The organism is Streptomyces sp. RFCAC02 (assembly GCF_004193175.1).
Classification (GTDB): Bacteria; Actinomycetota; Actinomycetes; order Streptomycetales; family Streptomycetaceae; genus Streptomyces.
The window spans coordinates 1,425,186-1,448,774 of sequence record NZ_SAUH01000001.1 but is presented as its reverse complement, the minus strand read 5'-3'; the positions used below and the strand labels follow the sequence as shown (position 1 = coordinate 1,448,774).

At 73.6% G+C, this 23,589-nt stretch carries 22 protein-coding genes, 1 tRNA gene and 1 pseudogene; 16 read left to right on the top strand and 8 right to left on the bottom strand.

Going from position 1 to position 23,589, the window contains the following annotated elements; all coding sequences use genetic code 11:
• Positions 1 to 46 precede the first annotated feature (46 nt).
• The 5 genes from EMA09_RS06590 (at position 47) to EMA09_RS06570 (ending at position 3,778) form a co-directional block, all read left to right on the top strand.
• A complete protein-coding gene (locus EMA09_RS06590) occupies positions 47 to 481 on the top strand; it encodes a DUF3052 domain-containing protein (RefSeq protein WP_129839780.1) in 435 nt (144 codons plus the stop codon).
• Positions 482 to 631: 150 nt separating this feature from the next.
• Positions 632 to 1,090, top strand: coding sequence for a peroxiredoxin (locus EMA09_RS06585; RefSeq protein WP_129839778.1), 459 nt, complete (start codon positions 632 to 634; stop codon positions 1,088 to 1,090).
• 39 nt (positions 1,091 to 1,129) lie between these two features.
• The gene (locus tag EMA09_RS06580; protein ID WP_129839776.1) at positions 1,130 to 2,272 is read left to right on the top strand and encodes a DUF475 domain-containing protein; all 1,143 of its coding nucleotides are present in this window, start codon (positions 1,130 to 1,132) and stop codon (positions 2,270 to 2,272) included.
• A gap of 180 nt (positions 2,273 to 2,452) precedes the next feature.
• On the top strand, positions 2,453 to 3,205 hold the full coding sequence (locus EMA09_RS06575) for a Tellurium resistance (RefSeq protein WP_129839774.1): 753 nt from the start codon (positions 2,453 to 2,455) through the stop codon (positions 3,203 to 3,205).
• 150 nt (positions 3,206 to 3,355) lie between these two features.
• Positions 3,356 to 3,778 carry a hypothetical protein gene (locus tag EMA09_RS06570; protein WP_240796267.1) on the top strand — a complete coding sequence of 141 codons (423 nt, stop codon included), beginning with the start codon at positions 3,356 to 3,358 and terminating at the stop codon, positions 3,776 to 3,778.
• A gap of 83 nt (positions 3,779 to 3,861) precedes the next feature.
• Here the strand turns inward: EMA09_RS06570 and EMA09_RS06565 are convergent, their stop codons facing one another.
• Together EMA09_RS06565 and EMA09_RS06560 are read right to left on the bottom strand one after the other, a co-directional pair.
• Positions 3,862 to 5,007: a serine hydrolase domain-containing protein gene (locus EMA09_RS06565; protein WP_129839772.1), complete on the bottom strand. Its 1,146-nt coding sequence runs from the start codon at positions 5,005 to 5,007 to the stop codon at positions 3,862 to 3,864.
• 178 nt (positions 5,008 to 5,185) lie between these two features.
• Entirely contained in the window at positions 5,186 to 5,998 is an 813-nt protein-coding gene (locus EMA09_RS06560; RefSeq protein WP_129839770.1) for a TerD family protein, read from the bottom strand.
• 118 nt (positions 5,999 to 6,116) lie between these two features.
• On the opposite strand from EMA09_RS06560, the gene EMA09_RS06555 reads away from it, so the two are divergent.
• From EMA09_RS06555 to EMA09_RS06545, 3 genes and pseudogenes are all read left to right on the top strand, one after another.
• Positions 6,117 to 7,292: an HpcH/HpaI aldolase/citrate lyase family protein gene (locus EMA09_RS06555; protein ID WP_129839768.1), complete on the top strand. Its 1,176-nt coding sequence runs from the start codon at positions 6,117 to 6,119 to the stop codon at positions 7,290 to 7,292.
• Positions 7,289 to 9,726 (top strand): annotated as a pseudogene (locus EMA09_RS06550) (phosphoribosyltransferase). The gene EMA09_RS06555 and the pseudogene EMA09_RS06550 overlap by 4 nt, the downstream one beginning before the upstream one ends.
• Positions 9,723 to 10,568, top strand: coding sequence for an HAD family hydrolase (locus EMA09_RS06545; RefSeq protein ID WP_129839767.1), 846 nt, complete (start codon positions 9,723 to 9,725; stop codon positions 10,566 to 10,568). The pseudogene EMA09_RS06550 and the gene EMA09_RS06545 overlap by 4 nt, the downstream one beginning before the upstream one ends.
• Here the strand turns inward: EMA09_RS06545 and EMA09_RS06540 are convergent.
• Both EMA09_RS06540 and EMA09_RS06535 read right to left on the bottom strand, forming a co-directional pair.
• Positions 10,495 to 11,157, bottom strand: a complete 663-nt coding sequence (locus EMA09_RS06540; RefSeq protein WP_129839765.1) for a DUF4383 domain-containing protein — start codon at positions 11,155 to 11,157, stop codon at positions 10,495 to 10,497. The two genes, EMA09_RS06545 and EMA09_RS06540, sit on opposite strands and share 74 nt — an antisense overlap.
• A gap of 77 nt (positions 11,158 to 11,234) precedes the next feature.
• Positions 11,235 to 12,527 carry a hypothetical protein gene (locus EMA09_RS06535; protein ID WP_129839763.1) on the bottom strand — a complete coding sequence of 431 codons (1,293 nt, stop codon included), beginning with the start codon at positions 12,525 to 12,527 and terminating at the stop codon, positions 11,235 to 11,237.
• Between the two features lie 171 nt (positions 12,528 to 12,698).
• On the opposite strand from EMA09_RS06535, the gene EMA09_RS06530 reads away from it, so the two are divergent.
• A tRNA-Val gene (locus EMA09_RS06530) sits at positions 12,699 to 12,770 on the top strand.
• Between the two features lie 61 nt (positions 12,771 to 12,831).
• Here EMA09_RS06530 and EMA09_RS28215 read toward each other — a convergent pair.
• Complete coding sequence (locus EMA09_RS28215; protein ID WP_168220652.1) at positions 12,832 to 12,993, bottom strand: hypothetical protein; 162 nt, start codon at positions 12,991 to 12,993, stop codon at positions 12,832 to 12,834.
• Between the two features lie 128 nt (positions 12,994 to 13,121).
• On the opposite strand from EMA09_RS28215, the gene EMA09_RS06525 reads away from it, so the two are divergent.
• From EMA09_RS06525 to EMA09_RS06495, 7 genes are all read left to right on the top strand, one after another.
• Positions 13,122 to 14,144 (top strand): NAD-dependent epimerase/dehydratase family protein, encoded by a 1,023-nt coding sequence (locus EMA09_RS06525; RefSeq protein WP_168220651.1) that lies wholly within the window; start codon positions 13,122 to 13,124, stop codon positions 14,142 to 14,144.
• 28 nt (positions 14,145 to 14,172) lie between these two features.
• On the top strand, positions 14,173 to 15,459 hold the full coding sequence (locus tag EMA09_RS06520; RefSeq protein WP_346655812.1) for a helix-turn-helix transcriptional regulator: 1,287 nt from the start codon (positions 14,173 to 14,175) through the stop codon (positions 15,457 to 15,459).
• Between the two features lie 118 nt (positions 15,460 to 15,577).
• Complete coding sequence (locus EMA09_RS06515) at positions 15,578 to 15,781, top strand: hypothetical protein (RefSeq protein ID WP_129839760.1); 204 nt, start codon at positions 15,578 to 15,580, stop codon at positions 15,779 to 15,781.
• A 152-nt stretch (positions 15,782 to 15,933) separates the two neighbouring features.
• The gene (locus EMA09_RS06510) at positions 15,934 to 16,524 is read left to right on the top strand and encodes a hypothetical protein (RefSeq protein ID WP_129839758.1); all 591 of its coding nucleotides are present in this window, start codon (positions 15,934 to 15,936) and stop codon (positions 16,522 to 16,524) included.
• Positions 16,525 to 16,905: 381 nt separating this feature from the next.
• Positions 16,906 to 17,169, top strand: a complete 264-nt coding sequence (locus EMA09_RS06505) for a hypothetical protein (RefSeq protein WP_129839756.1) — start codon at positions 16,906 to 16,908, stop codon at positions 17,167 to 17,169.
• Entirely contained in the window at positions 17,138 to 17,668 is a 531-nt protein-coding gene (locus tag EMA09_RS06500) for a DUF6879 family protein (RefSeq protein ID WP_129839754.1), read from the top strand. The genes EMA09_RS06505 and EMA09_RS06500 overlap by 32 nt, the downstream gene beginning before the upstream one ends.
• Positions 17,669 to 17,691: 23 nt before the next feature.
• Complete coding sequence (locus EMA09_RS06495) at positions 17,692 to 18,540, top strand: helix-turn-helix transcriptional regulator (protein ID WP_129839752.1); 849 nt, start codon at positions 17,692 to 17,694, stop codon at positions 18,538 to 18,540.
• Between the two features lie 162 nt (positions 18,541 to 18,702).
• Here the strand turns inward: EMA09_RS06495 and EMA09_RS06490 are convergent, their stop codons facing one another.
• The 3 genes from EMA09_RS06490 to EMA09_RS06480 form a co-directional block, all read right to left on the bottom strand.
• Positions 18,703 to 19,836 carry a Cmx/CmrA family chloramphenicol efflux MFS transporter gene (locus EMA09_RS06490; protein ID WP_129839750.1) on the bottom strand — a complete coding sequence of 378 codons (1,134 nt, stop codon included), beginning with the start codon at positions 19,834 to 19,836 and terminating at the stop codon, positions 18,703 to 18,705.
• A gap of 308 nt (positions 19,837 to 20,144) precedes the next feature.
• Complete coding sequence (locus EMA09_RS06485; RefSeq protein WP_129839748.1) at positions 20,145 to 22,688, bottom strand: ABC transporter permease; 2,544 nt, start codon at positions 22,686 to 22,688, stop codon at positions 20,145 to 20,147.
• Positions 22,685 to 23,476 carry an ABC transporter ATP-binding protein gene (locus EMA09_RS06480; protein ID WP_129839746.1) on the bottom strand — a complete coding sequence of 264 codons (792 nt, stop codon included), beginning with the start codon at positions 23,474 to 23,476 and terminating at the stop codon, positions 22,685 to 22,687. The genes EMA09_RS06485 and EMA09_RS06480 overlap by 4 nt, the downstream gene beginning before the upstream one ends.
• Positions 23,477 to 23,589 lie beyond the last annotated feature (113 nt).

The following is a 23,589-nucleotide window of genomic DNA, read 5'->3' as shown; positions in this document are numbered from 1 at the left end:
GGTCTCCCCGGCAGAGGGACTGCCCGACACAGGACAGGAGCAATCCGTGAGCGCGACCGCGGACCACGCGGAAGAGCGGACCAACCCCGCCGCCAGGCTGGGTTTCCAGCCCGGACAGGTGGTCCAGGAGCTCGGCTGGGACGAAGACGTCGAGCAGGCTCTCCGCGAGGGCATCGAAGCCATCACGGGCCAGGACCTCGTCGACGAGACGTATGACGACGTGGCCGACGCGGTGGTGCTGTGGTTCCGCGAGGATGACGGCGATCTGACCGACGCGCTGGTGGACGCCACGACCATGATCGACCCGGGCGCGCCGGTGTGGCTGCTCACGCCGAAGACGGGCCGGGACGGCTACGTCGAGCCCAGCGAGATCGGTGAGGCCGCCCAGACCGCGGGACTCGCCCAGACCAGCACCGTCAACGCGGGCAAGGACTGGTCGGGCAGCCGCCTGGTGACGCCCAAGGCAGCCGGCAAGAAGTAGCCGCCGCCCCTGCCCGGCCGCCGGCCGGGCAGGGCGCGTGGCGGCAGTGGCACACGGGTCCCCGGGGGCAGCAGGCACGCTTCCGGGGACCTCGTCGTAGGCTGGTCGGCGACCTCCTTTACCTCCTGCCGAGAAACGGATTACGCGCACATGGCGATCGAGCCGGGCACCAAGGCCCCCGACTTCCAGCTCAAGGACCAGCACGGCCGGACCGTCTCCCTGAGCGACTTCCGGGGCGAGAAGAACGTCGTCGTCCTCTTCTTCCCCTTCGCCTTCACCGGCGTGTGCACCGGTGAGCTGTGCGCCCTGCGCGACGAGCTGCCCACCTTCGTCAACGACGACGTGCAGCTCCTCGCCGTCTCCAACGACTCGCCGTTCGCCCTGCGCGTATTCGGTGAGCGCGAGGGCCTGGAGTACCCGCTGCTGTCGGACTTCTGGCCGCACGGCGAGGTCTCCCGCGCCTACGGCGTCTTCGACGAGGAGAAGGGCTGCGCGGTGCGCGGCACCTTCATCGTCGACAAGGAGGGCCTCGTGCGCTGGACCGTCGTCAACGGCCTGCCCGACGCGCGCGACCTGGACGCGTACGTCTCGGCCCTCCGGGCGCTCTAGCCCGCAGCCCTGCCCGCCCCGCGGAAGACTGGACATTCTGTGCTTCTCAAAACCTTCGGCTGGTCCTTCGGCATCACCATCGTCGGCCTGGCCGCCGCCCTTCTGCTGTGGGGCTGGCAGGGCTTCGCCGTCGTCGCGATCCTGACCATCCTGGAGATCTCCCTCTCGTTCGACAACGCCGTCGTCAACGCCGGCGTGCTCAAGCGGATGAACGAGTTCTGGCAGAAGATCTTCCTCACCATCGGCATCCTCATCGCCGTGTTCGGCATGCGGCTGGTCTTCCCGGTCGCCATCGTGTCGCTGACGGCGCGCGTCGGGCCGATCGAGGCCGTCCGGCTGGCCCTGGACGACCCCGACAAGTACTCGCAGATGGTCACCGACGCCCACCCGGCCATCGCGGCGTTCGGCGGCATGTTCCTGCTGATGATCTTCCTGGAGTTCATCTTCGAGGAGCGCGAGAACAAGTGGCTCGGCTGGATCGAGCGCCCGCTGTCGAAGCTGGGCCGCATCGACGCCGTGTCCGTCGGCATCTCGCTGGTCGTGCTGCTGCTCACCGCCAGCTTCGTCGCGAACCACGCCCACCAGCACGGCGACACCCACGTCGACAAGGCCGAGACGGTCCTGCTCGCCGGCGTCGCTGGACTCATCACCTACCTTGTTGTCGGCGGTCTTTCCGGGTACTTCGAGGACCGTCTTGAGGACGACGAGGAGCGCGCCGACGAGGCCGAGGAGGCGGCACGCCGCGCCGGCAAGGCCCCCACGGCGGTCGGCCTCGCGGGCCGCGCCGCGTTCTTCCTCTTCCTGTACCTGGAGGTCCTGGACGCGTCGTTCTCCTTCGACGGCGTGATCGGCGCGTTCGCCGTCACCAACGAGATCTTCGAGATGGCGCTCGGTCTCGGCATCGGCGCCCTGTACGTCAGGTCGCTCACGATCTACCTCGTCCGCCAGGGCACCCTCGACGACTACCGGTACCTGGAGCACGGCGCCCACTACGCGATCGGCGCCCTGGCCGTCATGCTGCTGATCAGCATCCGCTGGCCGCTGCCCGAGGTCGTCACGGGCACCGTCGGCGTCGTCCTGATCGCCCTCGCCTTCTGGTCGTCGGTACGGGCCAACCGCATCGACGCGGCACGCGAGGGCAGTGACGGGCCACCGAAGACGAGCGTGTCGGCCGGCGCCTGACACGCGGCGCCGGGGGGCGCACACGGCCGGGGCGTGTGCCCCGTGCGACGGGTGTGCACCGCCCGGCACCGGGGGAAGCCTTCACGGAGCGGGACGGCCTGCAGGCCGCCCCGCTCCCGGGCTGTCGGGGGCGGGGGCGCCGTCGGCATGGACAGTGAGCGTGGAAGGGGTGGGGCGGCCATGGCCTCCCTGTGGTCGTACTGGCGGCGCGGCGAATCCGCGAAGCAGAAGTTCGACACCGTGGGCGGCATGTCCACCTACGCGATGGAGCTGACGCGCCGCTCGCCCGTCGTGGCGCTGACGGACGCCGGGGCGGACACCGGCACCCTGCGCGTCGAGCTGTCGTGGCGGATGCGCCACAACGCCGACTTCGACCCGGCGGCGCGCCGTGTGTGGCGGCAGCCGTGGAAGATCTTCAAGCCGGCCGAGATCCAGGGCCACTCCCAGGGTGTCGCCAGCCTCGACTTCGACCTGGCCTGCCTGTACGAGCTGAAGGACGGCTCGCGGGGTGTCGTGCAGTCCGTGGGCGGGCTGCTGGGCGACTTCAACGAGCCGCCGTACATCAAGCTGAGCGGCGACGACCGCTTCGGCACCGCGTCGGGCGAGCAGCTCTACGTGAACCTCGACCACAAGGACGAGTTCAAGCGGCTCCTGCTGTTCGTCTACATCTACGACGGTGTGCCCGCCTTCGACCGGGCCATCGCGGTCGTGTCGATCGCGGCGGCCGGCGGCCGGAACATCGAGATCGGCCTCACCGACGCCCCGAGCGGCGCCCGCTCGTGCGCGGTCGCGCTCATCGAGCACGACAAGGGCCGGCTGGTGGCGCGGCGCGAGGTCAAGTACGTCTACGGCTTCCAGGCCGAGATCGACCGCCTCTACGGGTGGGGCATGTCGTGGGGCCGCGGTTTCAAGGACGGCCGCCAGCGCGCCTGATCCGCCGAAACCGCACGAGCGTGCCGCATCACGCATGATCTTTGCGAATGCGACCAAAAGGATCCGGCCAGGTTGGCCGAAAGCGTGCTGTCCGCCCGTCGTGGCGCGCCGCTAGCCTTCACCGGCGATTCACACCACGGAGAAGGCGGCATGCGCACACTCACTCTCAAGTTTTCCAAGCTCTGGGGCACGCTTCTCGGCGTCGTCACGATCGTGGCCGCGACCACGCTGAGCACCGCGACGCCGGCCTCGGCCCTCAGCGTCAGCTTCACCTATGTCAACGGCAGCGACGGCGGCAAGACGATCCACGTCAAGGTGAGCGGCGACTTCGTCGGCTACGGGCAGTGGCTGTCCTACGGCGACACGCTGATCGCCGCCGACTCCACCCCGGACGGGTACGGCGTCGAGGCCCACCTCAGCAGCATCCGCACCGCCTCGACCCGGGGGCTCGCCTCCCCCATCGTGGTCCGGGAGACGGGGAACCTCCCGGAGAACCACAGCTACAGCATGTGGGTCTGCCTGGTGAAGGGCAGCACCAGCTACTGCTCGGACACCGTCACCGCGGTCTCCTGACCGGACCCCACCGCCCTGTTCTCCAGGCCGATCGCGACCGGGACCACCGGACGCGATCGGCCTGCGGCGTGCCGGGACGGACGTCAGGAGCCGGTCGCGCACAGCTCCTGGTCCACGAGCGCCATCATGGCCGCCTGCGTGCCCCGGTCGCCGTCGCCGGTGGCGTACACGACGGCGGTCCCGCTCCCGTCAGGTGTCGCCCCCGCCAGGGCGCGGTAGCCGAGGAGCTCGCCCACGTGCCCGTAGTAGCTGCCGCCGCAGGACAGCGGGATCTCGGCCACGCCGAGTCCGTAGTCGACGCCCAGGTCGGGCGCGGGCACGGTCGCCGTCATCTCGGCCAGCTCCGCCGGCTCCAGCAGCCGCCCGTCGAAGAGCGCGGCGAAGAAACGGTTCAGGTCGTGCGTGGTGCTGATGATCGAGCCGGAGCCGACGGCCATGCTCGGGTTCAGCAGCGTGACGTCGATCGCGGCATCGGTGCCGAAGCCGGTGTACGCGCGGGCGTGCGGGCCGAGGATGAACGGGAAGGAGCCGGGCGCCGAGGTGTCCGCCAGGCCCAGCGGCCGGATGATGCGGTCGGTCACCTCCCGCTCCCAGCTCCGGCCGGTGACCTCGTGGACGATCATCGCGGCGAGGATGTAGTTGGTGTTCGAGTACGACCACTCGGTCTCGGGCAGCGGCTGCCGCAGCGCCAGCCCCACCAGCTCCTCCGGCGTGAAGGTGCGGAACCGGTCGGACCGGTACCCGTCGGCGGTGAGCAGCGCGTCCGCCTCCGGCAGGACGTCGGGGATGCCGCTGGTGTGCTGCAGGAGCTGCCGTACGGTGATCTCCCGCCCGTCGACGCCGTCGGCCCTGACCAGGCCCGGCAGCCACCGCTCCACGGTGTCGTCCAGGGACAGCCGGCCCTCGGCGACGAGCTGCAGGACGACCGTGGCGGTGAACGTCTTCGTGGCGCTGCCGATCCTGAACCTGCCGTCCGGCGGCATCCGCCGGTCGGTGCCGAGCGCGGCGGTCCCGGCGCGCGCGCTGTCGCTCCCGTCCGGGGAGGTCACCTCGGCCGCCACACCGACGACACCCGTGTCGTGGACCGCGTCCACCGCCCGCTGGAGCGGATCGGCGTCCCGGGGCTGTGCCGTCGCCGCCGTCGCCGGCACGGCCGACGCGGTGACGAGGAGCGCGCTCAGCCCGGCCAGCGCGAGCAGGCCCCGTCGCCGTCTGCGCGTCACATGCATGGTGGTCCCTTCCGTCCGGCGGCCCCGGCTGCTCGCAGCCGGGGCCGTTGATCGGTGACCATCCCATCAGCGGACGGGGGACCCGCCATCAGGCGTTCTCCCCGATCTTGACCCCGACGCCGCGAGGTGCGGACCCCGGGGACACCCCGGTGCCGGTCTCGGGGGCGTCCCGGACGGCTCACACCGTGCGGTCGGCCCGCTGCTCCGGGCCGGGAAGGAACTGCGGCCCCTGCGGCGGCAGCGTGAAACCGGGGTCGGGCTGCGGGTAGCCGTACCCGGAGGACCCGGCAGCGGCGGCGGGGCGGGCGGTCGCGCCGGTCCCCTCGGCCGGCGCCGGAGCGTGGTCGGGCGGGGCGGCGGAACGCTCGGTGGTGGGCGTCGCGAGGTCGGACGCGGCCTCGGGAAGGGGCGCGGCCGTGCCCTGCGCGGACGTGCCGGTGCCCGGCGTACGCCGCGCCGCGCCGACACCGAACTCGCCGGCCAGCGCCACCAGGCCGCCCCTGACACCCCGCCCCACGGCCCGGAACTCCCAGCCGTCCCCGGCACGCGCCAGCTCACCGGCCACCATCGCCGTCTCCAGGGCGCCGGGCGCCAGCGGGAACACCGCGAGGACGGTCGCGCCCGGCGCGTCCTGCACGAGCAGCCGGGGGGCGCTGTCCGGCGCGTGGAAACCGGCGTCCGCCGACACCGCGAGCACGACCCGGCTCACCCCGGCGTCCAGATCGCCGAGATCGACCTCGACGGTCTCGCGCAACCCGGCCGCGTCCCGGCGGCGCGCGAGGCGCCGGATCCGGCCACTCGGGTGCCGCGGCTGGTTGTAGAAGACGAAATCCCCCTCGGAGCGCACCCGCCCCCCGCTCCCCAGCGCCAGCGCGGACAGATCGATGTCCGGAACCCCCGGCTCGGCTCCGGTGGGTGTCCACCGCAACACGGCGCGTACCACGGCGGCCGGCAGGTGAATTGCAGTCCCTTTGTCCAACGGGTGCGTCATGTGAGGAATCCTGCCTGTCGCCATACTTCCGAAACATTGGCGCGATTACGATGGGCCGAGGGGCGGCCGGTGAGCCAGCGGGGCGACCGGCGCAGTGTTTCGAAACCGGGGGTAGGCCATGCGGCACTACGGGCATCTCGCGCCTGCGCGGCGTCGCGCGCTGTTCCACCAGGAGCCGGCCGATTTCGGACCGGAATCGCCCGTGCGGACCCTGGGGGTCGCTCTCGGGGCGACACTCTACAGTCCGGCGACCCGGCCGCGGCTGGTCGCCGACATCCGCAAACAGGCCGCCGCCGGCGTCGTGTCGATGGTGCTGTGCCTGGAGGACTCCATATCCGACGCCGAGGTCCCCGGCGCCGAGGAGAACCTGGTGCGCCAGTTCCACGCCCTGCGGCGGGACGCGCCGCCGCCCGGCGCCCCGGCGCAGCCGCCCCTGCTGTTCGTACGGGTCCGCACGCCCGACCAGATCCCGGACCTCGTCCGCCGCATGGGGCCGGGCGCCGACCTGCTGACCGGCTTCGTCATCCCGAAGTTCACCGCCGAACGCGGCCCCGCGTTCCTGGAGGCCCTCACCGCGGCCGAGGTCGTGTGCGGGCGGCGGCTGCTGGCCATGCCGGTCCTCGAATCCCCCGAGCTGCTGCACATGGAGACCCGCGCCGACGGCCTGCGCGGCGCGGCCCTCGTCCTCGACAAGTACCGGGACCGCGTGCCCGCCGTCCGCCTCGGCGTCACCGACTTCTGCTCCGCGTACGGCCTGCGCCGCACCCCCGACATGACGGCGTACGACGTGCACCTCGTCGCGTCCGTCATCGCGGACGTCGTGAACGTCCTCGGCCGCGCGGACGGCTCGGGGTTCACCGTCACCGGCCCGGTGTGGGAGTACTTCAGGCCGCAGCGGCGCATGTTCAAGCCGCAGCTCCGCAACAGCCCGTTCACCGGCCGCGCCGAGGACCTGCGGACCCGCCTCATCGAGCACGACATGGACGGGCTGCTGCGCGAGATCGGCCTCGACCGCGCCAACGGCCTCCTGGGCAAGACCTGCATCCACCCCTCGCACGTGGCGCCCGTGCACGCGCTGTCCGTCGTCACGCACGAGGAGTTCAGCGACGCCGCCGACATCCTCGGCACCGGCCCGGACGGCGGGGGCGTGCTGCGCTCGGCGTACACCAACAAGATGAACGAAGTGAAGCCCCACCGCGCATGGGCCGAGCGCACCATGCTGCGCGCCGAGGTGTTCGGCGTCGCCAGGGAGGGCGTCGACTTCGTGGACCTTCTCGCGGCAGGAATCGCATGACCACCACGACGGACACGACAGCGGACACCGGCGCGGACGGCATATGGACGGGGGAGTGGGTCGCCCGGCGGCTCGGTGTCGGGCTGCGCGGCCCCGGCACCCGTGACCTCCTGGGGCTCGCCCTGCGGCGCAACCCGAAGCGCGCCCACCTCCTCGTCTCCACGGTCCTCGGCAAGCACGTGCCGCAGGACCCGCGCACGGTGCACGCCGCCGGGGTGCGCCTCGGCGGGCTCGTGCGGGACCTGCTGGACGACGGCGACGCCCCCCGCGCCGTCGTCCTCGGCTACGCGGAGACCGCCACGGGGCTCGGGCACAGTGTCGCCGACGGCCTGGGCGCCGCCGCCTGCCTGCACTCGACGCGCCGCCCGGTGCCGGGGATCGTCCCGGCGGGCGGCTTCGAGGAGGAGCACAGCCACCACACGTCGCACCTGCTGCTGCCGTCCGACCCGGCGCTGCTCACCGGGGACGGGCCGCTCGTCCTGGTGGACGACGAGCTGAGCACCGGCCGCACCGTCCGCAACACCATCGCCGCGCTGCACCGCGCCCGCCCCCGCACCCGGTACGTCGTCGCGGCGCTCGTGGACATGCGGACGGACGCGGACCGGGCCGCGCTGGCGAAGTTCGCCGCCGAGCTCGGCGCCACCGTGGAGGTCGCCGCGCTCGTGCGGGGCGCCGTCGACCTGCCCGCCGACGTGCTGGGGCGGGCCGCCGAGCTGGTCGCGGAGGCGGAGGCACGCGCGGTGGACACCACCGCCGCCGGGGCACGCGCGGCCGCCGTCCGCGTCGACCTCGGCTGGCCCGCGCGCGTCCCGGACAGCGGCCGGCACGGCTTCACCGCCGCCCACACCGCGCGCCTCACCGCCGCGCTGCCCGGCATCGCGGCCCGCGTCGCCACAGCCCTCCCGCCGGACGCCCGCGACATCCTGGTCCTCGGCACGGAGGAGCTGATGTACGCCCCGCTGCGCGTCGCCGCCGCCCTCGCCGACGGCCTGGAGCGCGCCGGCAGCCCCGCCCGGGTCCGGTTCTCCACCACGACCCGCAGCCCCGTCGTCCCCATAGACGACCCCGGCTACGCGATACGCACCCGCATCGCGTTCCCCGCCCACGACGACCCGGCGGACGGACCCGGCACCCGCTACGCGTACAACGTGGCCGGCCGGCCCTGGGACGCCGTCGTCGTCATCACCGACACGGCGGGCGACACCCCCGCCCTCCACGCCCCCGGCGGCCTCCTCGACCGCCTCGCCGCCCACACCCCGCACCTCCTGGTCGCCACCGTCCCCGACCGCCGTCTCGCCGAACCGCTGCGCGGCCCCGCGTTCTCCTCCTACGACCCGCAGGACGTCGGCTGGCTCCTGCAGGACCTCTCCGACGTCACGCTGGAGGCCCCCGCGGAGGAACGCGAGGAGGCCATCCAGTCCGGCGGCGCCCACTACGCCGAGTCCCTGCCCGTCGAGTACCAGCCGAGCCCCGAGTACCAGCGGCTCTTCCACGCCGCCCTCGACACGTCCGCCGGCCGCGTCGCCCGCGCCGTCGGCACCGTCACGGAGGCGGTCCTCGCCGAACGCGCCCCCGCCGGCCCGTCCTCGTCTCCCTCGCCCGCGCCGGCACCCCCGTCGGCGTCCTCATGCGCCGCTGGGCGCACCACGCCCACGGCATCGACCTGCCGCACTACGCCATCTCCATCGTGCGCGGCCAGGGCATCGACACGGCCGCCCTGCGCTGGCTCGCCGCCCACCACGACCCGGCCGACGTCGTGTTCGTCGACGGCTGGACGGGCAAGGGCGCCATCACCCGCGAACTCGCCGCCGCCCTCGCCCCGTTCCCCGGCTTCGACCCGGGCCTCGCCGTCCTCGCCGACCCCGGCGGCTGCGTCACCACCTACGGCACGCGCGACGACTTCCTCATCCCGTCCGCCTGCCTCAACTCCACCGTCTCCGGGCTGATCTCCCGGACCGTGCTGCGCGCCGACCTCGTCGGCCCCGACGACTTCCACGGCGGCAAGCACTACCGCGAACTGGCCGCCGCCGACGTGTCCCGGCACTTCGTCGACACGGTCGCGGCCCGGTTCACCGACCCCGCCGTCGCCGCCGGCGTCACCGCCGACACCGCCGCCCTCCTCGCCGCCGACCGCACCCCCACCTGGGACGGCTGGCGCGCCGTGGAACGCATCAGCGACGCCTACGGCATCGGCGACGTCAACCTCGTCAAGCCCGGCGTCGGCGAGACGACCCGCGTCCTGCTGCGCCGCGTCCCGTGGCGGGTCCTCGCCCGCAGGGGCGCCGGCAGCGACCTCGACCACATCCGGCTGCTGGCCGAACAGCGCGGCGTGCCCGTCGAGGAGACCGACGGCCTCCCCTACAGTTGCGTCGGCCTGATCCACCCCCGCTACACCAAGGGCGCCACCGGCGCGGACGGAAAGGCGGCCCAGTGACCGCGTCCCCCACCGTGATCGCGAGCGATCTCGACCGCACCCTCATCTACTCGCCCGCCGCGCTCGCCCTGCCGGGACCGGACGCCGCCGCGCCCCGGCTGCTGTGCGTCGAGGTGTACGAGGGGCGGCCGCAGTCGTTCATGACCGAGACGGCGGCCGGGCTCTACGCCGCGCTGCTGGACGACCCGCGCGCCGTCGTCGTACCGACCACGACCCGCACCCGCCTCCAGTACCGCCGCATCAACTTCCCCGGCCCCACCCCGCGGTACGCGATCTGCGCCAACGGCGGCCACCTCCTCGTGGACGGGGAGACCGACCACGACTGGAACGCCGCCGTCCGCCGCGCCATCGCCGCCGACTGCGCCCCCCGCGCCGAGATCGCCGACCGCCTGCGCGCGACCACCGACCCGGCCTGGCTGCTGAAGGAACGCGACGCCGAGGACCTGTTCGGCTACCTCGTCGTCGACCGCGCCCTCCTCCCCGACACCTGGGTCAAGGAGCTGACGGCGTGGGCCGAGCCGCGCGGCTGGACCGTGTCCCTCCAGGGCCGGAAGCTCTACACGGTGCCGCGCCCGCTCACCAAGTCGGCCGCCGTCGCCGAGGTCGCGCGCCGCACCGGGGCCGCCGCCGTCGTCGCCGCGGGCGACTCGCTCCTCGACGCCGACCTGCTGCTCGCGGCCGACCTGGGCTGGCGGCCCGGCCACGGCGAGCTGGCCGACAGCGGCTGGAGCGCCGCGCACGTCACCGCGCTCGACACGGTGGGCGTCCTCAGCGGTGAGCAGATCCTGCGGGCGTTCCGTGGACGGCTCGATCGCGCGCCCGGTCCCGCACACAGCGGCTGAGTTCCGGGGAACGCATCTCCCGCAGCCGCCGGCGCCGCTCGTCCTCCCGGTCGGCCTCGGGGTGCCGGGCGCGCCAGTACGGATTGTCGTGCGGCAACTGGCCGCTGACCCGCCCGTACATGCCGAACGTCAGCAGCACCAGGCCGATCGCGAAACTGAGGATGACGTTCTGCATGCGGAAGTCGAGGAAGTTCCAGCCGGTCTCCATGACCGCGAGGTTGAAGAAGCCGCTCAGCAGGAACAGCACCCCGAACAGCAGGTTCAGATTGGACGCGGTCTGCCCGCCCTTCAGCATGCCGAGGACGAGGATCAGGCCGACGACGACCGACAGGACGCTGAGCGCGCCGTTGCTGTTCAGGCCCCACACATTGTTGTCGCCCGTGTCGAAGAACCCGATGTCGGAGAACAGCCCGAAGATCCCGAACACGATCAGCGCGAGCCCCATCAGGCCCGAACCGATGCGGTAGACGAGGTTCAGCCGCCGGTCGGGCGGCGCCTTCCCGTTCAGCGACGCACCGCGGAACAGGGTGCGCGGCCCGCCCGGCAGCCGCGGCTGGGACCGGGGGTCGACGCCCGGGGGAGCGGTCATGGGGGCCTCCTCTCGTGGCCGTGGTACCCACGCCGCGTACCCGTCGAGGGCGGGACATAACGCCCGCGCCGCGCCCGTCAGCGGCCGGCGCGGATGTCCCGCACGACGGACGCCACCGCTGTACGGACGGCTTCCGTCTCGGTGAGGAACGACCAGTAGTCGGGGTGGCGCCCGCCGTGCTCAAGCGCCGCGACGGCCCGGCCGAGGCGCGCCGCGGCGGCGTCCAGCGGCCCGGCGTGCCGCGGGTCGGGGACGGTGCGGCCCGTCATCGCGAGGCGCTGCGCGTCCCGGACGGCGAACCGGGTCCTGTCGATCTCGGGCCGGGCGTCGGCGGCGACCTCGTTCAGCCGCTCCAGGCGGTCCTCGGCGGCGTCGAGGCCGTCCTGGGCGCCGTCGAGCAGTCCGTGGACGGCGGCGAGCCCGGTCGTCGCGGCACGGAACCGCTGCTCCGCCCGCGCCCCGGCGGCCTCCCGCAGCCGGTCGCGTGCCGCCGCCACCGACTCGGCCGCACGGGACGGCACCGTCTGCAGGTCGCGCCAGCATGGCGCGCTGAAGCGGCGCCGCAGCTCGCTGAGGACCGGCTCGACGCGCGCGACGTGGTGCTCGACGGCGTCCGCCCTGGTCCGCAGCGACGACAGGCGGCGGTCGATCTCGGCGGCCTGCTCGGGCAGCCGTTCCACCTCGGCGGCCAGCGCCCCCGCGCGGCGGCGTACGGCGTCGGCGCGGCGGATCGTCGCCTGCACGCCGTGCCGGCCCGCGCCCTCGCCGAGCAACCGCAGGTCGGGGCCGAGGGCGGCCAGCGCCGCGGCCTGCTCGTCGGTCCGCAGGCCGCCGGCGCGGGCGGCGTCCAGGGCGGCCGTCGCGGTGCGCAGGGCCTCCTTGGCGCGCTCCACGGCGGGGCCGACCTGCGCGAGCTGGGAGGCGGCACGTTCCTGCAGGGGGGCGACACGGTCGGCGAACCGGGCCAGCTCGCCGCGCGCACGCTCCAGGTCCGACTTCACGCCGGAGAACGCCCGCTGCGCGGCGCCGCCGTCGAGCCGTTCGGCGTCGAGGTCGTGCGTGTCCACGGTGCGGATGTAAGCGGCGCTCAGCCGGTCGACGCGCTCCGCGAGCGCGTCGAAGTCGGCCACGGCGCGGGCCGCCTCGGGCGAGGTGTCGGCGGCCCCGATCGTCTCGACGGCGATCCGCAGGTCGCGCTGCGCGGTGTCCACCTCGTAGAACGCGGCGGCCGCGGCGTCCTTGGCCTCCTGCGCGGCGGCCCGCACGTCCTCGGCGCGCCCGCGCCGCCACGGCCGGGACCCGCCGCTGAAGATCACCGGCATGAGCACGGCCAGTGAGAGATGGAGGCGCACCAGGCGCCGGACCGACACGGACGGTGACCGAACCGGCCAGGGGGGCACGGGTCCCCGCGTACGACGTCCAGCGGCCACGTGTCCCTCTCCCCACGACGACCCGATCGATCTCCCTGTGCCCCATTCTTCCACCCACCCGCGTTTGCCGGGCCGGGCCGGGGGCCATGTAGGCTGTGCCCTCAATCCCGGGGGTGCATAGCTCAGCGGTAGAGCGCCGCCCTTACAAGGCGGATGTCGGCGGTTCGAACCCGTCTGCACCCACCCGACACCACCTGACCGAACAGCGGTGAGCCCCGGCCCACGGGCCGGGGCCTCGTACGGATCACGCCGAAGACGACCGCCCCGGCGGGTCGTACAGAAAGAACCGCAGCGGCCGACCGGCCCGCGCACGCGCACGGTCGAACTCCTCGACCAGATACGCGTAACGCGGATCGACCCACTCCTCCGACTCCTCGGAACCGCCCTCACCCTGCTCGGGATCCATCTCGTCCGCCTCTCGTCGTGTGTCTTGAACGGCAGCCCTGAAGGGGCCGCCGTCTACTTCTTCTTCCCGTCAATCCCGCATTGGCGTCGTTGACGTGGCGTGGGCACCATCTTCGTATGCAGACGCGGATGAGAATTCTCGTGCTCGGTGGCGGGTGGTTTCTCGGTCGGTGTGTCGTGGAGCAGGCGTTGGCGCGGCAGTGGGATGTTGCGACGTTCAGCCGTGGCCGCACGGGCACCGATGTGCCGGGGGTCCGGGCGCTCCGGGGTGACAGGACGTCGGAGGACGACCTGAAGCATCTGGCTGATGCGGGGCCTTGGGACGCCGTGGTGGACACGAGCAGTGCGGATTTCGCCCCGCGCCGTGTGCTGGCGGGCGCTCGCGCACTGGAACCGGTCGCCGGGCGCTATGTGTACGTGTCGACGGTCAACGCCTACGCGGGCTGGCCGAACGAGTCGCTCACCGAGGAGTCACGTCTGCTGCCCGCTCCTGCGGACGCGGACGACGAGTTCGGCCGGTCAGAGTCACCGGCGACGTATTACGGGATGCAGAAGGCCGGTTCCGAGCGGGCGGTGGTCAGCACGTTCGGACAGGGGCGGTCCGTTGTTCTGCGGCCCGGCGTCATCCTCGGTCCGGGCGAGTACGTGGGACGGCTGCCCTGGTGGTTGCGTCGGGCGGAGCGCGGCGGCACAATCCTGGCGCCGGGGGAGCCGGCGCACTCGATCCAGCCGGTGGACGTGCGGGACGTGGCGCGGTTCGCCCTCGACCGGGCGGCCGTCCCGGGTGGTGGGGCGTACAACGTGGCCGCGCCGATCGGGCACGAGACGATGGGCGGGTTCCTGGACGCCTGTCTCGCGGTCACCGGCAGACGTGGCGAACTGCGCTGGGCACCGGACCGGTTCCTCATCGAACACGGTGTGCGGCAGTGGTCCGAACTGCCGCTCTGGCGCACCGCACCCGGGACCTGGTCGGTGGATGCCGGGACCGCGCACGCCGCCGGACTGCGGTGCCGCCCGCTGCGGGAGACCGTCGCGGACACCTGGAAGTGGCTGCGCGACGGCGGACGCCCCGTGGAACACCCCCGATGGGCCGAGCACGGCATCGCCCCCGACAGGGAGACCGCCCTCCTCACCACGCTCGGCCCCACCTGATCGTCGGGCGCATCGGGCTACGGAGAAGGTGAGTTGCGGCCTATGCTGGCATGTGACTGGTCGGCCGGTTTGGACGGGGATCGCCGTGTATGACGTCAGTTCGCCGGGGGAGAGGCTGCGGGACGTACGTCTCAGTCGTGGATTCACTCAGCAACGTCTCGCCGTGGAAGCAGGCTTGAGCGTCGGTGTGGTGAAGAAGGTCGAACGCGGCGGCACCGCGCGGCTGGAGACCTACCACGCGCTTGCCCGCGCTCTCGGTGTACGGACGTCCCGCCTGCTCGACGCCGGGGCGCCCCATCGTGAACAGCGTGACGACGGTGACAATCTGCCGCTCCTCGGCCTCCGCCAGGTCATCGCGCCCCCGGTGACCGCCGACGGGCCGCTGGGGCTGACCGCCGTGACGGGGGCCGACGAGGAACCGGATCTGCGCCGGTTGTGGCGCACTGCCGACGGCCTGGCCGACACCTATTACCGCGACGACTACGGCACGGTTGCCGAGTTGCTGCCGTCGCTCGTGCGCTCGGCGCATTCGGCGGTACGTCATTTCGAGGGTGCCGCTCAGCACGGGGACGCGTTGCGGCTGCGCGCCCGTGTGCTGCAGATGGCCGGTCGCTACCTGGTGCAGGTCCGCGCGTACGACCTGGCGCACATGGCGCTCAGGGACGCTGTGCGGGACGCGGCTGCGGCGGGCGACCAGGGCGGTGTGGCGGCGGCCGTCTACCAGCAGGGATGGCTGCTGATCCGGCAGGGACGGCTCGATGAGGCCGAGGCGGTGTCGGTGGTGACGGCTGACGCGTCGGAGCCGCGCCTGTCCCGGGCGTCGCGGGAGGCCCTGGGCGCGTGGGGGAAGCTCCTCGTCCACGGTTCGTCGGCCGCCGCGCGGAACAACCGCCCGGGTGAGGCGAGGGACATGCTGCGTCTGGCGCGTGCCGCCGGTGTGGCGCTCGGCGGCGGGCAGGCGGTCAGTACGGCGACCTGGGGCCGCTTCGACTGGCGGACGGTGGCGTACCAGGCCATCGAGAACCACATGGTGGCCGACAACCCGCACCGGGCGCTGGCGCTTGCCTCCCGGATGCCGCCACCGCCCAAGGGCGCGACGTTCGGCCGTCGGCACATGCTCACGGTGGCCCAGGCGCACGCCGCGCTCCGGGCCGGGGACGAGGCCATGGCGATCCTGCTCGGCCTGTCCCGGACATCCCCGCAGTGGCTGCGGCACCAGCGACTCGCGCGGGACGTGTTCGGAACGGCACGGAAGCGGCAGCGGGTCATGACACGCGACCAACGCGAACTGGCGGCACTCCTGCACGCGGAGTAAGGGACATGGAACGTGTCCCCCCGGCCTCGATTTCCCTCCGGGAGGACACGGTCCGCGTCTGTCATCAGGTGTGCACTTTCCGTAATTTCTCGGGAAAGTCTCACCTTGGAGTCGTCACATGACAACGAACGTTCCTGTTCCACGCCGGACGCCGCACGACGGTCGTCCCTGGTATCTGGGCGCGCCCGTGCCCCTGCCGGTGCGGGAGGAGCAGCCGCACATCACGGTGATCACCGGTCTTGAGGGGCCGGTCGTGCCGTTGCCGTCGTCGCCGGAGGTGGTGGCGGAGGAGGGAGCCGGTGATGCGGAGGACGTGTCGTGAGCGCCGAGGTCCGCTGTGGTTCGTGCGGTGCGACGGGGCCGGTGCTGACGGCGATCTCGCTCGTCGAGAGCGGGTCCGGTACGGGGTGGTCGCAGCACGCGTGTCGTGACTGTCTCGTCCGCTGCCGCCTCATCCCTGTGGTGCATCATCCGGTGACGAGCCGGGGCGAGCCGCACCAGTGGCCGGTCGCGGTCCCGGACGAAACGGTGGAGCAGTTGGCCGACCTGGCGCCCGGAGTGACGCTCGGGCCGGTGGTGACGCGGCTGTTCGGTGCCGTGCGGGCCGGGGCCGAACACGGGATCGCCGCAGCCGTGGACGAGTTGCGGGCCGTCGCGGCGGGCGCGCGGGCGCGCTGCATGTACTGCGAGGCCACCGGCGGGCCGCTGACCACCGTCGCTGCGGGGGAGACGGCCGCCGGCCCCGGGCACGGGTACCAGGTGTGCCGCGCTTGCCTGGTCGGGCAGCGGCTGGTCCCGTTCCTCGCGCACCCCTCCACGGGACGCGGCGATCTGCACTACTGGCCGGAGATCGTCCCCGACGGCCTCGTGCGGCGGCTCGCCGACCTGGGGGAGGACGCGCTGGCGGACATCCGGCCCGCCGTGGAACGGCTGTTCCCCGCCGCCGTCGCCGCCGCGCGCCCGGCGGCGGAGCTGGAGCGGGACGCCGCGCGTGCCATCGCCGCCGATGCGGTGGATGTGCTGCGCGCGGCCGTCCGGGACGTGGTGCCGGAGGGCGGGAGGTGACCACCGCCCGGCATTGAACCGGCGGCGCTCCCTGTCGGCCATGGGCGGGGAGCGCCGCCATGACAAGGCGGATGTGTCCACGTACAGCCGATCGAACGGTACTGGCCCCGGTCATTGGGCCGGGCATCTGTCGTGCACTGGGCATTCGCGTCACCGCGCGCACCCCGGCCGCCGCCCCGGGGCGGGTCGGTGGCGGCGCCTCCGGCTCATGGCCGGCGCGAAGACGCCGCCGGATCAGGGGAGTGGGGTGTGTGCGGGGGCGCCCGCGAGCGCCACCGATGTGCAGAAGTGTGCGTGTGCATCACCGATACACGTGACTGCTGCAATGCGCCCTTGATGCCCGTCTCGCCACGCCATCAGGCTGACGGGCAAGAGGCCGTCATGCAGCTGGTGTTCATCGGGATCGACCCCAACACAGGCGACAAACAGAGCCCCACCGTATGGGTCGACCATGACGCGAGGGAACTCGTGCTCCAGGGTTGGAAGCCGGACGCCGCCCTCGAGGAGGCCTGTGCGGCGACCGAAGTCCCCGGACACGCCACGGGCATCCCGGAGAACGAGGCCGTGATCCGCATCCCCGCCAGGATGACGGACGTGATCAGGAAGGCATGCGATGACCTCGACCTCGCCACCCACGTTCGATGAGCTGATCGAGAACTGCCGGCACTCCGCCGTGCACCTGGAGATGCGGGACTCCTACGCCGTCGACTACGAGGACGCCGGGTTCCGCGCCTGGCGGGACGGCCACCGCCTCGACCCGGACGACCGCGCCTCCTGGTGGCGCCCCTGGCTCGACCTCATGGAGACCACCGTCGCGCGCGGCGTCGTCGTCCGCCGAGCCCGGATCGTGTCCGAGCCGGTCAGCGAGTACATCCGGTTCGAGCACAGCTTCACCTTCACCAACGTGGCGGCCGGCGAACAGGTGCGCTGGCTGCCGAGGCGACGAGCCTCGGACATCGCTCTGCCCGGGAACGACTTCTGGCTCTTCGACGAGACGTGGGTCCACTGGAACCACTTCGCGGGCGACGGCACCTGGACCGGCGAGGAGATCACCGACGACCCCGCCGCCGCGAAGTTCTGCGCAGAGGCGTTCGCAGCGGTGTGGGACCGCGCCACCCCGCACGACTCCTACGCAATCCACTGATACGCACACCGATCGGCCAGCCCATGTCCCTCTCCCCGTCGTCATCCGCTCAGGCTGCCCGTGCCGCCGTTGCCCGGCGGCTCCGCGACATGCGCAAGGGCGCCGGGCTGACGGTCGTTGAGCTGGCCGATCGGTGCGGCTGGCATCACGCGAAGACATCCCGGATCGAGAACGCCCGTACGGCGCCGTCCGCTCGGGACATCGACGCCTGGTGCCGCGCCTGCGGCCATCAGGAGGATGTGCCCGACGTCATCGCGCAGTCCCTCAACGCCGAGTCGGCGTACACCGAGTGGCGCCACCAGGTACGGAACGGACTCAAGGCGCTACAGGAGAACTGGGTTCAGTTCTTCCGGGACACCGGGACGTTCAAGGTGTACTCCTCCACGCTCATCCCTGGGCTCCTCCAGACCCAGGGGTACGCCGCCGCCCTGCTGAGTGGCATCGCCGACTTCCGCGGAGTGCCCGACGACGGAGAAGAGGCGGCTGCTGCCCGCGCTGAGCGGTCCCGGGTGATCTACGAGCGGGGGCACCGCTTCGTGCTGCTCGTCGAGGAGGGCGTCTTGCGGCATCAGATCGGGGACTCCTCGGCGATGGCCGCGCAGCTCGGCCACCTCCTCACGGCCGGCGCGTTGCCGGCGGTGGCCCTCGGAGTGGTGCCCGCCAGTACGCCGGCGCGCCGTATCCGCCCGGTGGAGACGTTCCACATCTACGACGACAGGCTCGTGTCCGTCGAGCTGGTGTCAGCGCAGGTGAACATCACGCAGCCCAGCGAGGTCGCGTTGTACCTGAAAGCGTTCGACCAACTGCGGCGGCTCGCGGTGTACGGCGATGACGCGCGGGCGCTGATCCTGGCGGCGCTTCAGGCCCTGTAGGTGGGCGAGGCCCCCGCTCGGGGAGGCAGGGGGCTGCCTACGGGGGCCTCGCGCTGGTGGGGGTGGTGCGACCCTACGCCCGGAGTGGCCGGATGGCGCCGCTCGTGCGGCCGGAAATCGTTCCCCGGTCGCGGTGTGTCGGCGTGTTGGCCCATGCCTCGGTCACGAGGTCGGACGGCCCCTCCCCATCGTCGTGACGGCGAGCGCGGTCAGGGACAGTGCCGAGCTGATCCAGGCCGCGTGGCGGTAGTCGCCCGTTGCCCCGGTGAGTGCGCCGGCGAGCAGAGGGCCGGTGAAGGCGCCCGTGTTCAGTGCCGCCGTCGCGAACGAGCCGCCCAGCGACGGTGCTTCGTGTGCCGCCCGCACCACGCGCGTGATCAGCGTCGAGCCCGCGCCGAACGACAGGCCGCCCTGTACGACCGCCAGTACGACCAGCCATCCCGCGTGCCCGCCGGTGAGCGCCAGTGCCGCCCAGCCGGCCGGCAGCGCGCACAGCACGACGAGCAGCCGGCCGCCGTCCGTACGGCCCGCCACGGTGACGCCCGCGAACGCCCCCGCGCCGAACGCCGCCAGCAGCCCCGGCACCGCGCCGTCCGGCAGGCCCGCCGCGTCCGTGCCGATGACCGCGAGGTAGGCGAACGTCGCGAACGTCGCCCCGTTCACCAGCGCCGCGAGGACGAGGGCGCGGCGCACCGGACGCGACCGCAGCGCGCGCAGCTCCCGCCGGACCCGTACGTTGTCCCGCCGCGCCGCGCCGGCCGGCGCCGACCTGAACACCAGCGCCAGCGCGGGCAGGCACAGCGCCGCGACGGCCCAGAACGCCGACCGCCAGCCCCACCACTCACCGAGCAGCGCGCCCGCCGGGACGCCCGCGACGCACGAGAGCGTCACGCCGGACAGCAGCGTGGCCATCGCCCTGCCGTGCCGCTCCGGTGGTACGACGGCCGTGGCGACGGACAGGGCGACCGCGAGGAAACCGGCGTTGGCGACGGCCGCGACGACCCGCGTGCCGAACAGCACGGGGAAGCTCGTGGTGACGGCGCCCAGGACGTGGACGGCGACGAACACGGTCAGGAACGCCGCAAGCGCCCGCCGCCTCGGCCACCGGGCACTCAGCGCGGCCATCACGGGCGCGCCCGCGATCATGCCGACGGCGTAGGCGGACGTGAGGCTCGCGGCGGCGCCGACCGGCACGGACAGGCCGTCGGCGATGCCCGGCACCAGGCCGGACAGCATGAACTCGGAGGTGCCCTGCGCGAAGACGGCGAGGGCCAGGGCATGGATGAACAGGGGCAACGGAATCGACTCCAGCGCGGATGACGCGGACGGGGATCTTCCGTGTGCCGGGATCGCGGGAAGGGACCGGACACACGGAGCGCGTGTCCGGCCGCGCGAAGGCGGGTCCGGCCGGAGGTCCGGCCGGTGTCACTCACCGATCAGTCGACGACCCGCCGCCGGGCGGCCGGCGGCTCCGTATGGTCGGACTCGGGGTTCATCACGCCGGGCAGCCTACGCGCGGGCGGGACCCCCGCTCAACCTGGCGCCGTGGCGCGGGCGCCGGTGTGCCGCGCCGACAGCCGGGTCGCGCGGCACACCCGGGCGGTTCACTCCCGTGTCGCCACCACGGCGCCGGGCCGGTGCCGCAGCGCCGCGCCGGAGGCGAGGAGCGTGGGGGCGGCCGTCAGCAGGAGCGCCGACGCGGCCACCACGGCGGGGAGCCACGCGGGACCGGCGGGCAGCACCGAGTCGAGCAGGCTCAGCGCCACCGGTACCAGCGTCGCCCCCGCGACGAGCGCCCCGAGTCCGATGCCCGCCACGGCGACGAGCGTCGACTCGACCGTCATCATCCGCAGCACCTGCCGCCGTCCGGCGCCGACGAGCCGGAGCAGGGCGAGTTCACGGCGCCGCTCGGCCGTCGCCAGCACCTGGGCGTTCACCAGGGCGATCGCCGCGTAGCCGACGACGACCCCGAGCACCAGGTTCGCCATCGTCGTCTGGGTCCCGTCCCGCTCCGCCGCGAGCGTCTCCCGTCCGTCGGCCCGCACGCCGGCCGTGGCCTCGATGGCCGCCGCCACGTCCGAGCGGTCGGTGCCCGCCGCCGTGCGCACCAGGATCTCCCGGACCGCGCCCGCGTCGGTGTGGGGGAGCAGGAGGGACACGGGCACGAGGGCCGTCTCGTAACCGGGGCGTGCCTCGATGGTCGCGGCCAGGGTGAGCCGGACCCGGGCGCCGTCGCCGAGCCGTACCGGGACGGTGTCGCCGATGCGGAGCCCGGCGGCGTACCGCGTGGGCAGGGCGATGGTGTCCCCGTCGAGGTCGGCGAGGCTGCCCTCGGCCGCCGTGAAGGACGTCGTGCGGTCGAGGCCGTCCGGTGTGACGCCCCACAGCGGCAGTTCGGTCGGCTGCGGACCCGCCTCCTCCTCGTCGGCGGGCGGCGCGGCGGCCGGGTCGGTGGCGGGTTCGAGGAAGCCGGTGCTGGTGAGCCGCGCGGTCGCTGCGGCGACGTCGGTCCGTTCCCCGATCGTCTCGACGAGGTCGGACGGCAGGCCGCCGGCGCCGGGGGAGACGACGAGATCGGCGCGCACCTGCTCCTCGGACGCCCGGCGTGCGCCCTCCTCCTCGCTGCTGTGGATGAGGACGAGGCTCAGCGCGAGCCCGGTGGCGAGCATGATCGGTGTGACGGCCGAGGCGACGCGCGAGAGCCGGGTACGGGTGTTCTCCACCGCCAGTTCCCCGGCGAGCCCGGCCACCCGCCGTGCCGGGCCGCGCAGCAGGGCCATGGCGGTGCGCACGAGGGGCGGACCGAGGAGCCCGACCGCCGCCGCCCAGACCATGACCGCGGGAGTGGCGACCCCGGCGGCGTCGGGGCCGTCGGAACCGGCGGTGCCCCGTGCCAGCAGCGCACCGCCTGCCAGGCACAGCACGCCGGTGACCAGCCGGATCCGGCTGAACGGGCGGCGTTCCACACTGGCTTCGGCGAGCGCCTCGGCCGGCCGGGTCCGCGCGGCGCCGCTCGCCGCGACCAGGGCCGCCGCCAGCGCCGTGAGCAGCACCGTCGCGCTGCCGAGGACCGGCGGCAGGGAGCCGGCACGGTAGGCGATCGCATCGGGGACGACCCCGGCGTCGGCGAACTCGCCGAGCAGCCACCGCCCGAACCGCTCCCCCGGGTACCGGGCCAGTGCCGTCGCGAGCACCGCGAGGACCAGGGTCTCGCCCGCGATCATGCGGCGGATACGGCCCGGTGTGGCGCCGATCGCCCGCAGCAGGGCCGTCTCGCGCTGCCGCTGGCGCAGCGCCAGGCCGAGCGTGCCCGACACCACGAAGACGGCGACCATCGCCGACAGTCCGCCGAACGCGGCGGCCAGCGGCACCAGGTCGCCCCCGTCCGCGATGACCGACGGGTCCTCGGCCCGGCCCCGCCCGTCGCCGGTCAGGACGGTGAGGGGACGGTCGGCCACCGGGTGCTCGGCGACGGCGGCGCGGACGTCCCGGGCCACCCGGTCGATGTCGGCGCCGGGTTCCGGGAACACGCCGGCGACGTCGAACGTGCCGGCACGCCCCGGGAGCAGGCCGGTGAGGCGGTCGGCCTCGGCGTCGGCCAGGAAGACGGTGCCGCCGTCCCCGGTTCCGGAGGCGACGCCCGACACGATGTAGTCCCGCGGGGTGCCGTTCACGCGCAGTCCGGCCCGGTCCCCCGGCCGCAGCCCCGCCTCGCGGGCGAGCTGCTCGCCGAGGACGATCCCGTCCGGCCCCGAGGGCGGCTCGCCCTCCGCGATCCGGTACGGCGTGAGCCGCGCGGACGACCAGCCGTGGGCCGTGACGTCCGTGCCGCCGTGGAGCACGGCGGCCACGGAGACATCCGTGACCACGTCCGCGACGCCGGGGACGGCGGCCACGATGCCGGCCGTGCCCGCGTCGGGCCGCACCCGCTCCGGGTACACCAACTCCTGCTCGGTCCCGTGGTACCGCTGGTCACCCGCGACCACGATCGGCGCGGCGGCGAGACGCTGCGGCGGGGCGGCGTTCCGTATGCCGGTCTCCAGCAGCCCCGCGCAGCCGATGACGACCGTGGCGCCGAGGAACAGCGCGATGAACGACGCGATGTGGCCCGTCGCGTGATGGCGCAGGTTGCCGAGGGCGATCCTCACCGCGGACCCCCGGCCGTGATGTGCCGGTCGGCCGCCGGACGGCCGAGACGCGCCATGCGCCCGGCCACCGCGTCCGCCGTGGGCCGGTCCAGCTCATCGGTGATCCGCCCGTCCGTCAGGAACAGCACGCGGTCGGCGCGGGCGGCGGCGACCGGGTCGTGCGTGACCATGACGACCGTCCTGCCGTCCTGCCGCACGGTGTCGCGCAGCAGGTCGAGCACATCCTGCGCGGTCCGGGTGTCGAGCGCGCCGGTGGGCTCGTCCGCGAAGACCACCGCGGGTCCGGTGACCAGCGCCCTCGCGATCGCGACCCGCTGCTGCTGGCCGCCGGACAGCTCGCCCGGCCTGCTGCGCAGCCGGTCGCCCAGGCCCACCCGGTCGAGCACGGCCCGGACCGCGGCCCGGTCGGGACGGCGGCCGGCCAGCCGCAGCGGCAGGGTGACGTTGTCGGACACGGTCAGTCCGGGCAGGAGGTTGAACGCCTGGAAGACGAAGCCGATGCGCTCACGGCGCAGCCGGGTCAGGCGGCGTTCACCGAGCCGGGTCAGCTCCACGCCGTCGAGGTGCACGGATCCCGACGTCGGCCGGTCGAGGCCGGCCGCGCACTGGAGGAAGGTGCTCTTGCCCGACCCCGAGGGGCCCATCACCGCGGTGAAACTGCCGCCCGCCAGCCGCACGTCCACGGTGTCGAGGGCGGTCACCGCGTTCCGTCTGCCATGGACCTTGCGCACGGCTTCGAGCCGTACGGCGTCCGTCTCCCCGTCCGGGGAGTCCTGTGTGCCTCTCATGCGGCCACCGTCGCGCACCCGGCTGAGGGCGCTCTGAGGTTTCACTGTCGCCGATCACGTCGTACACGTACTCGACTAAGCTCCCTAGTCCCGATCCCGACCGGCGGAGGGAC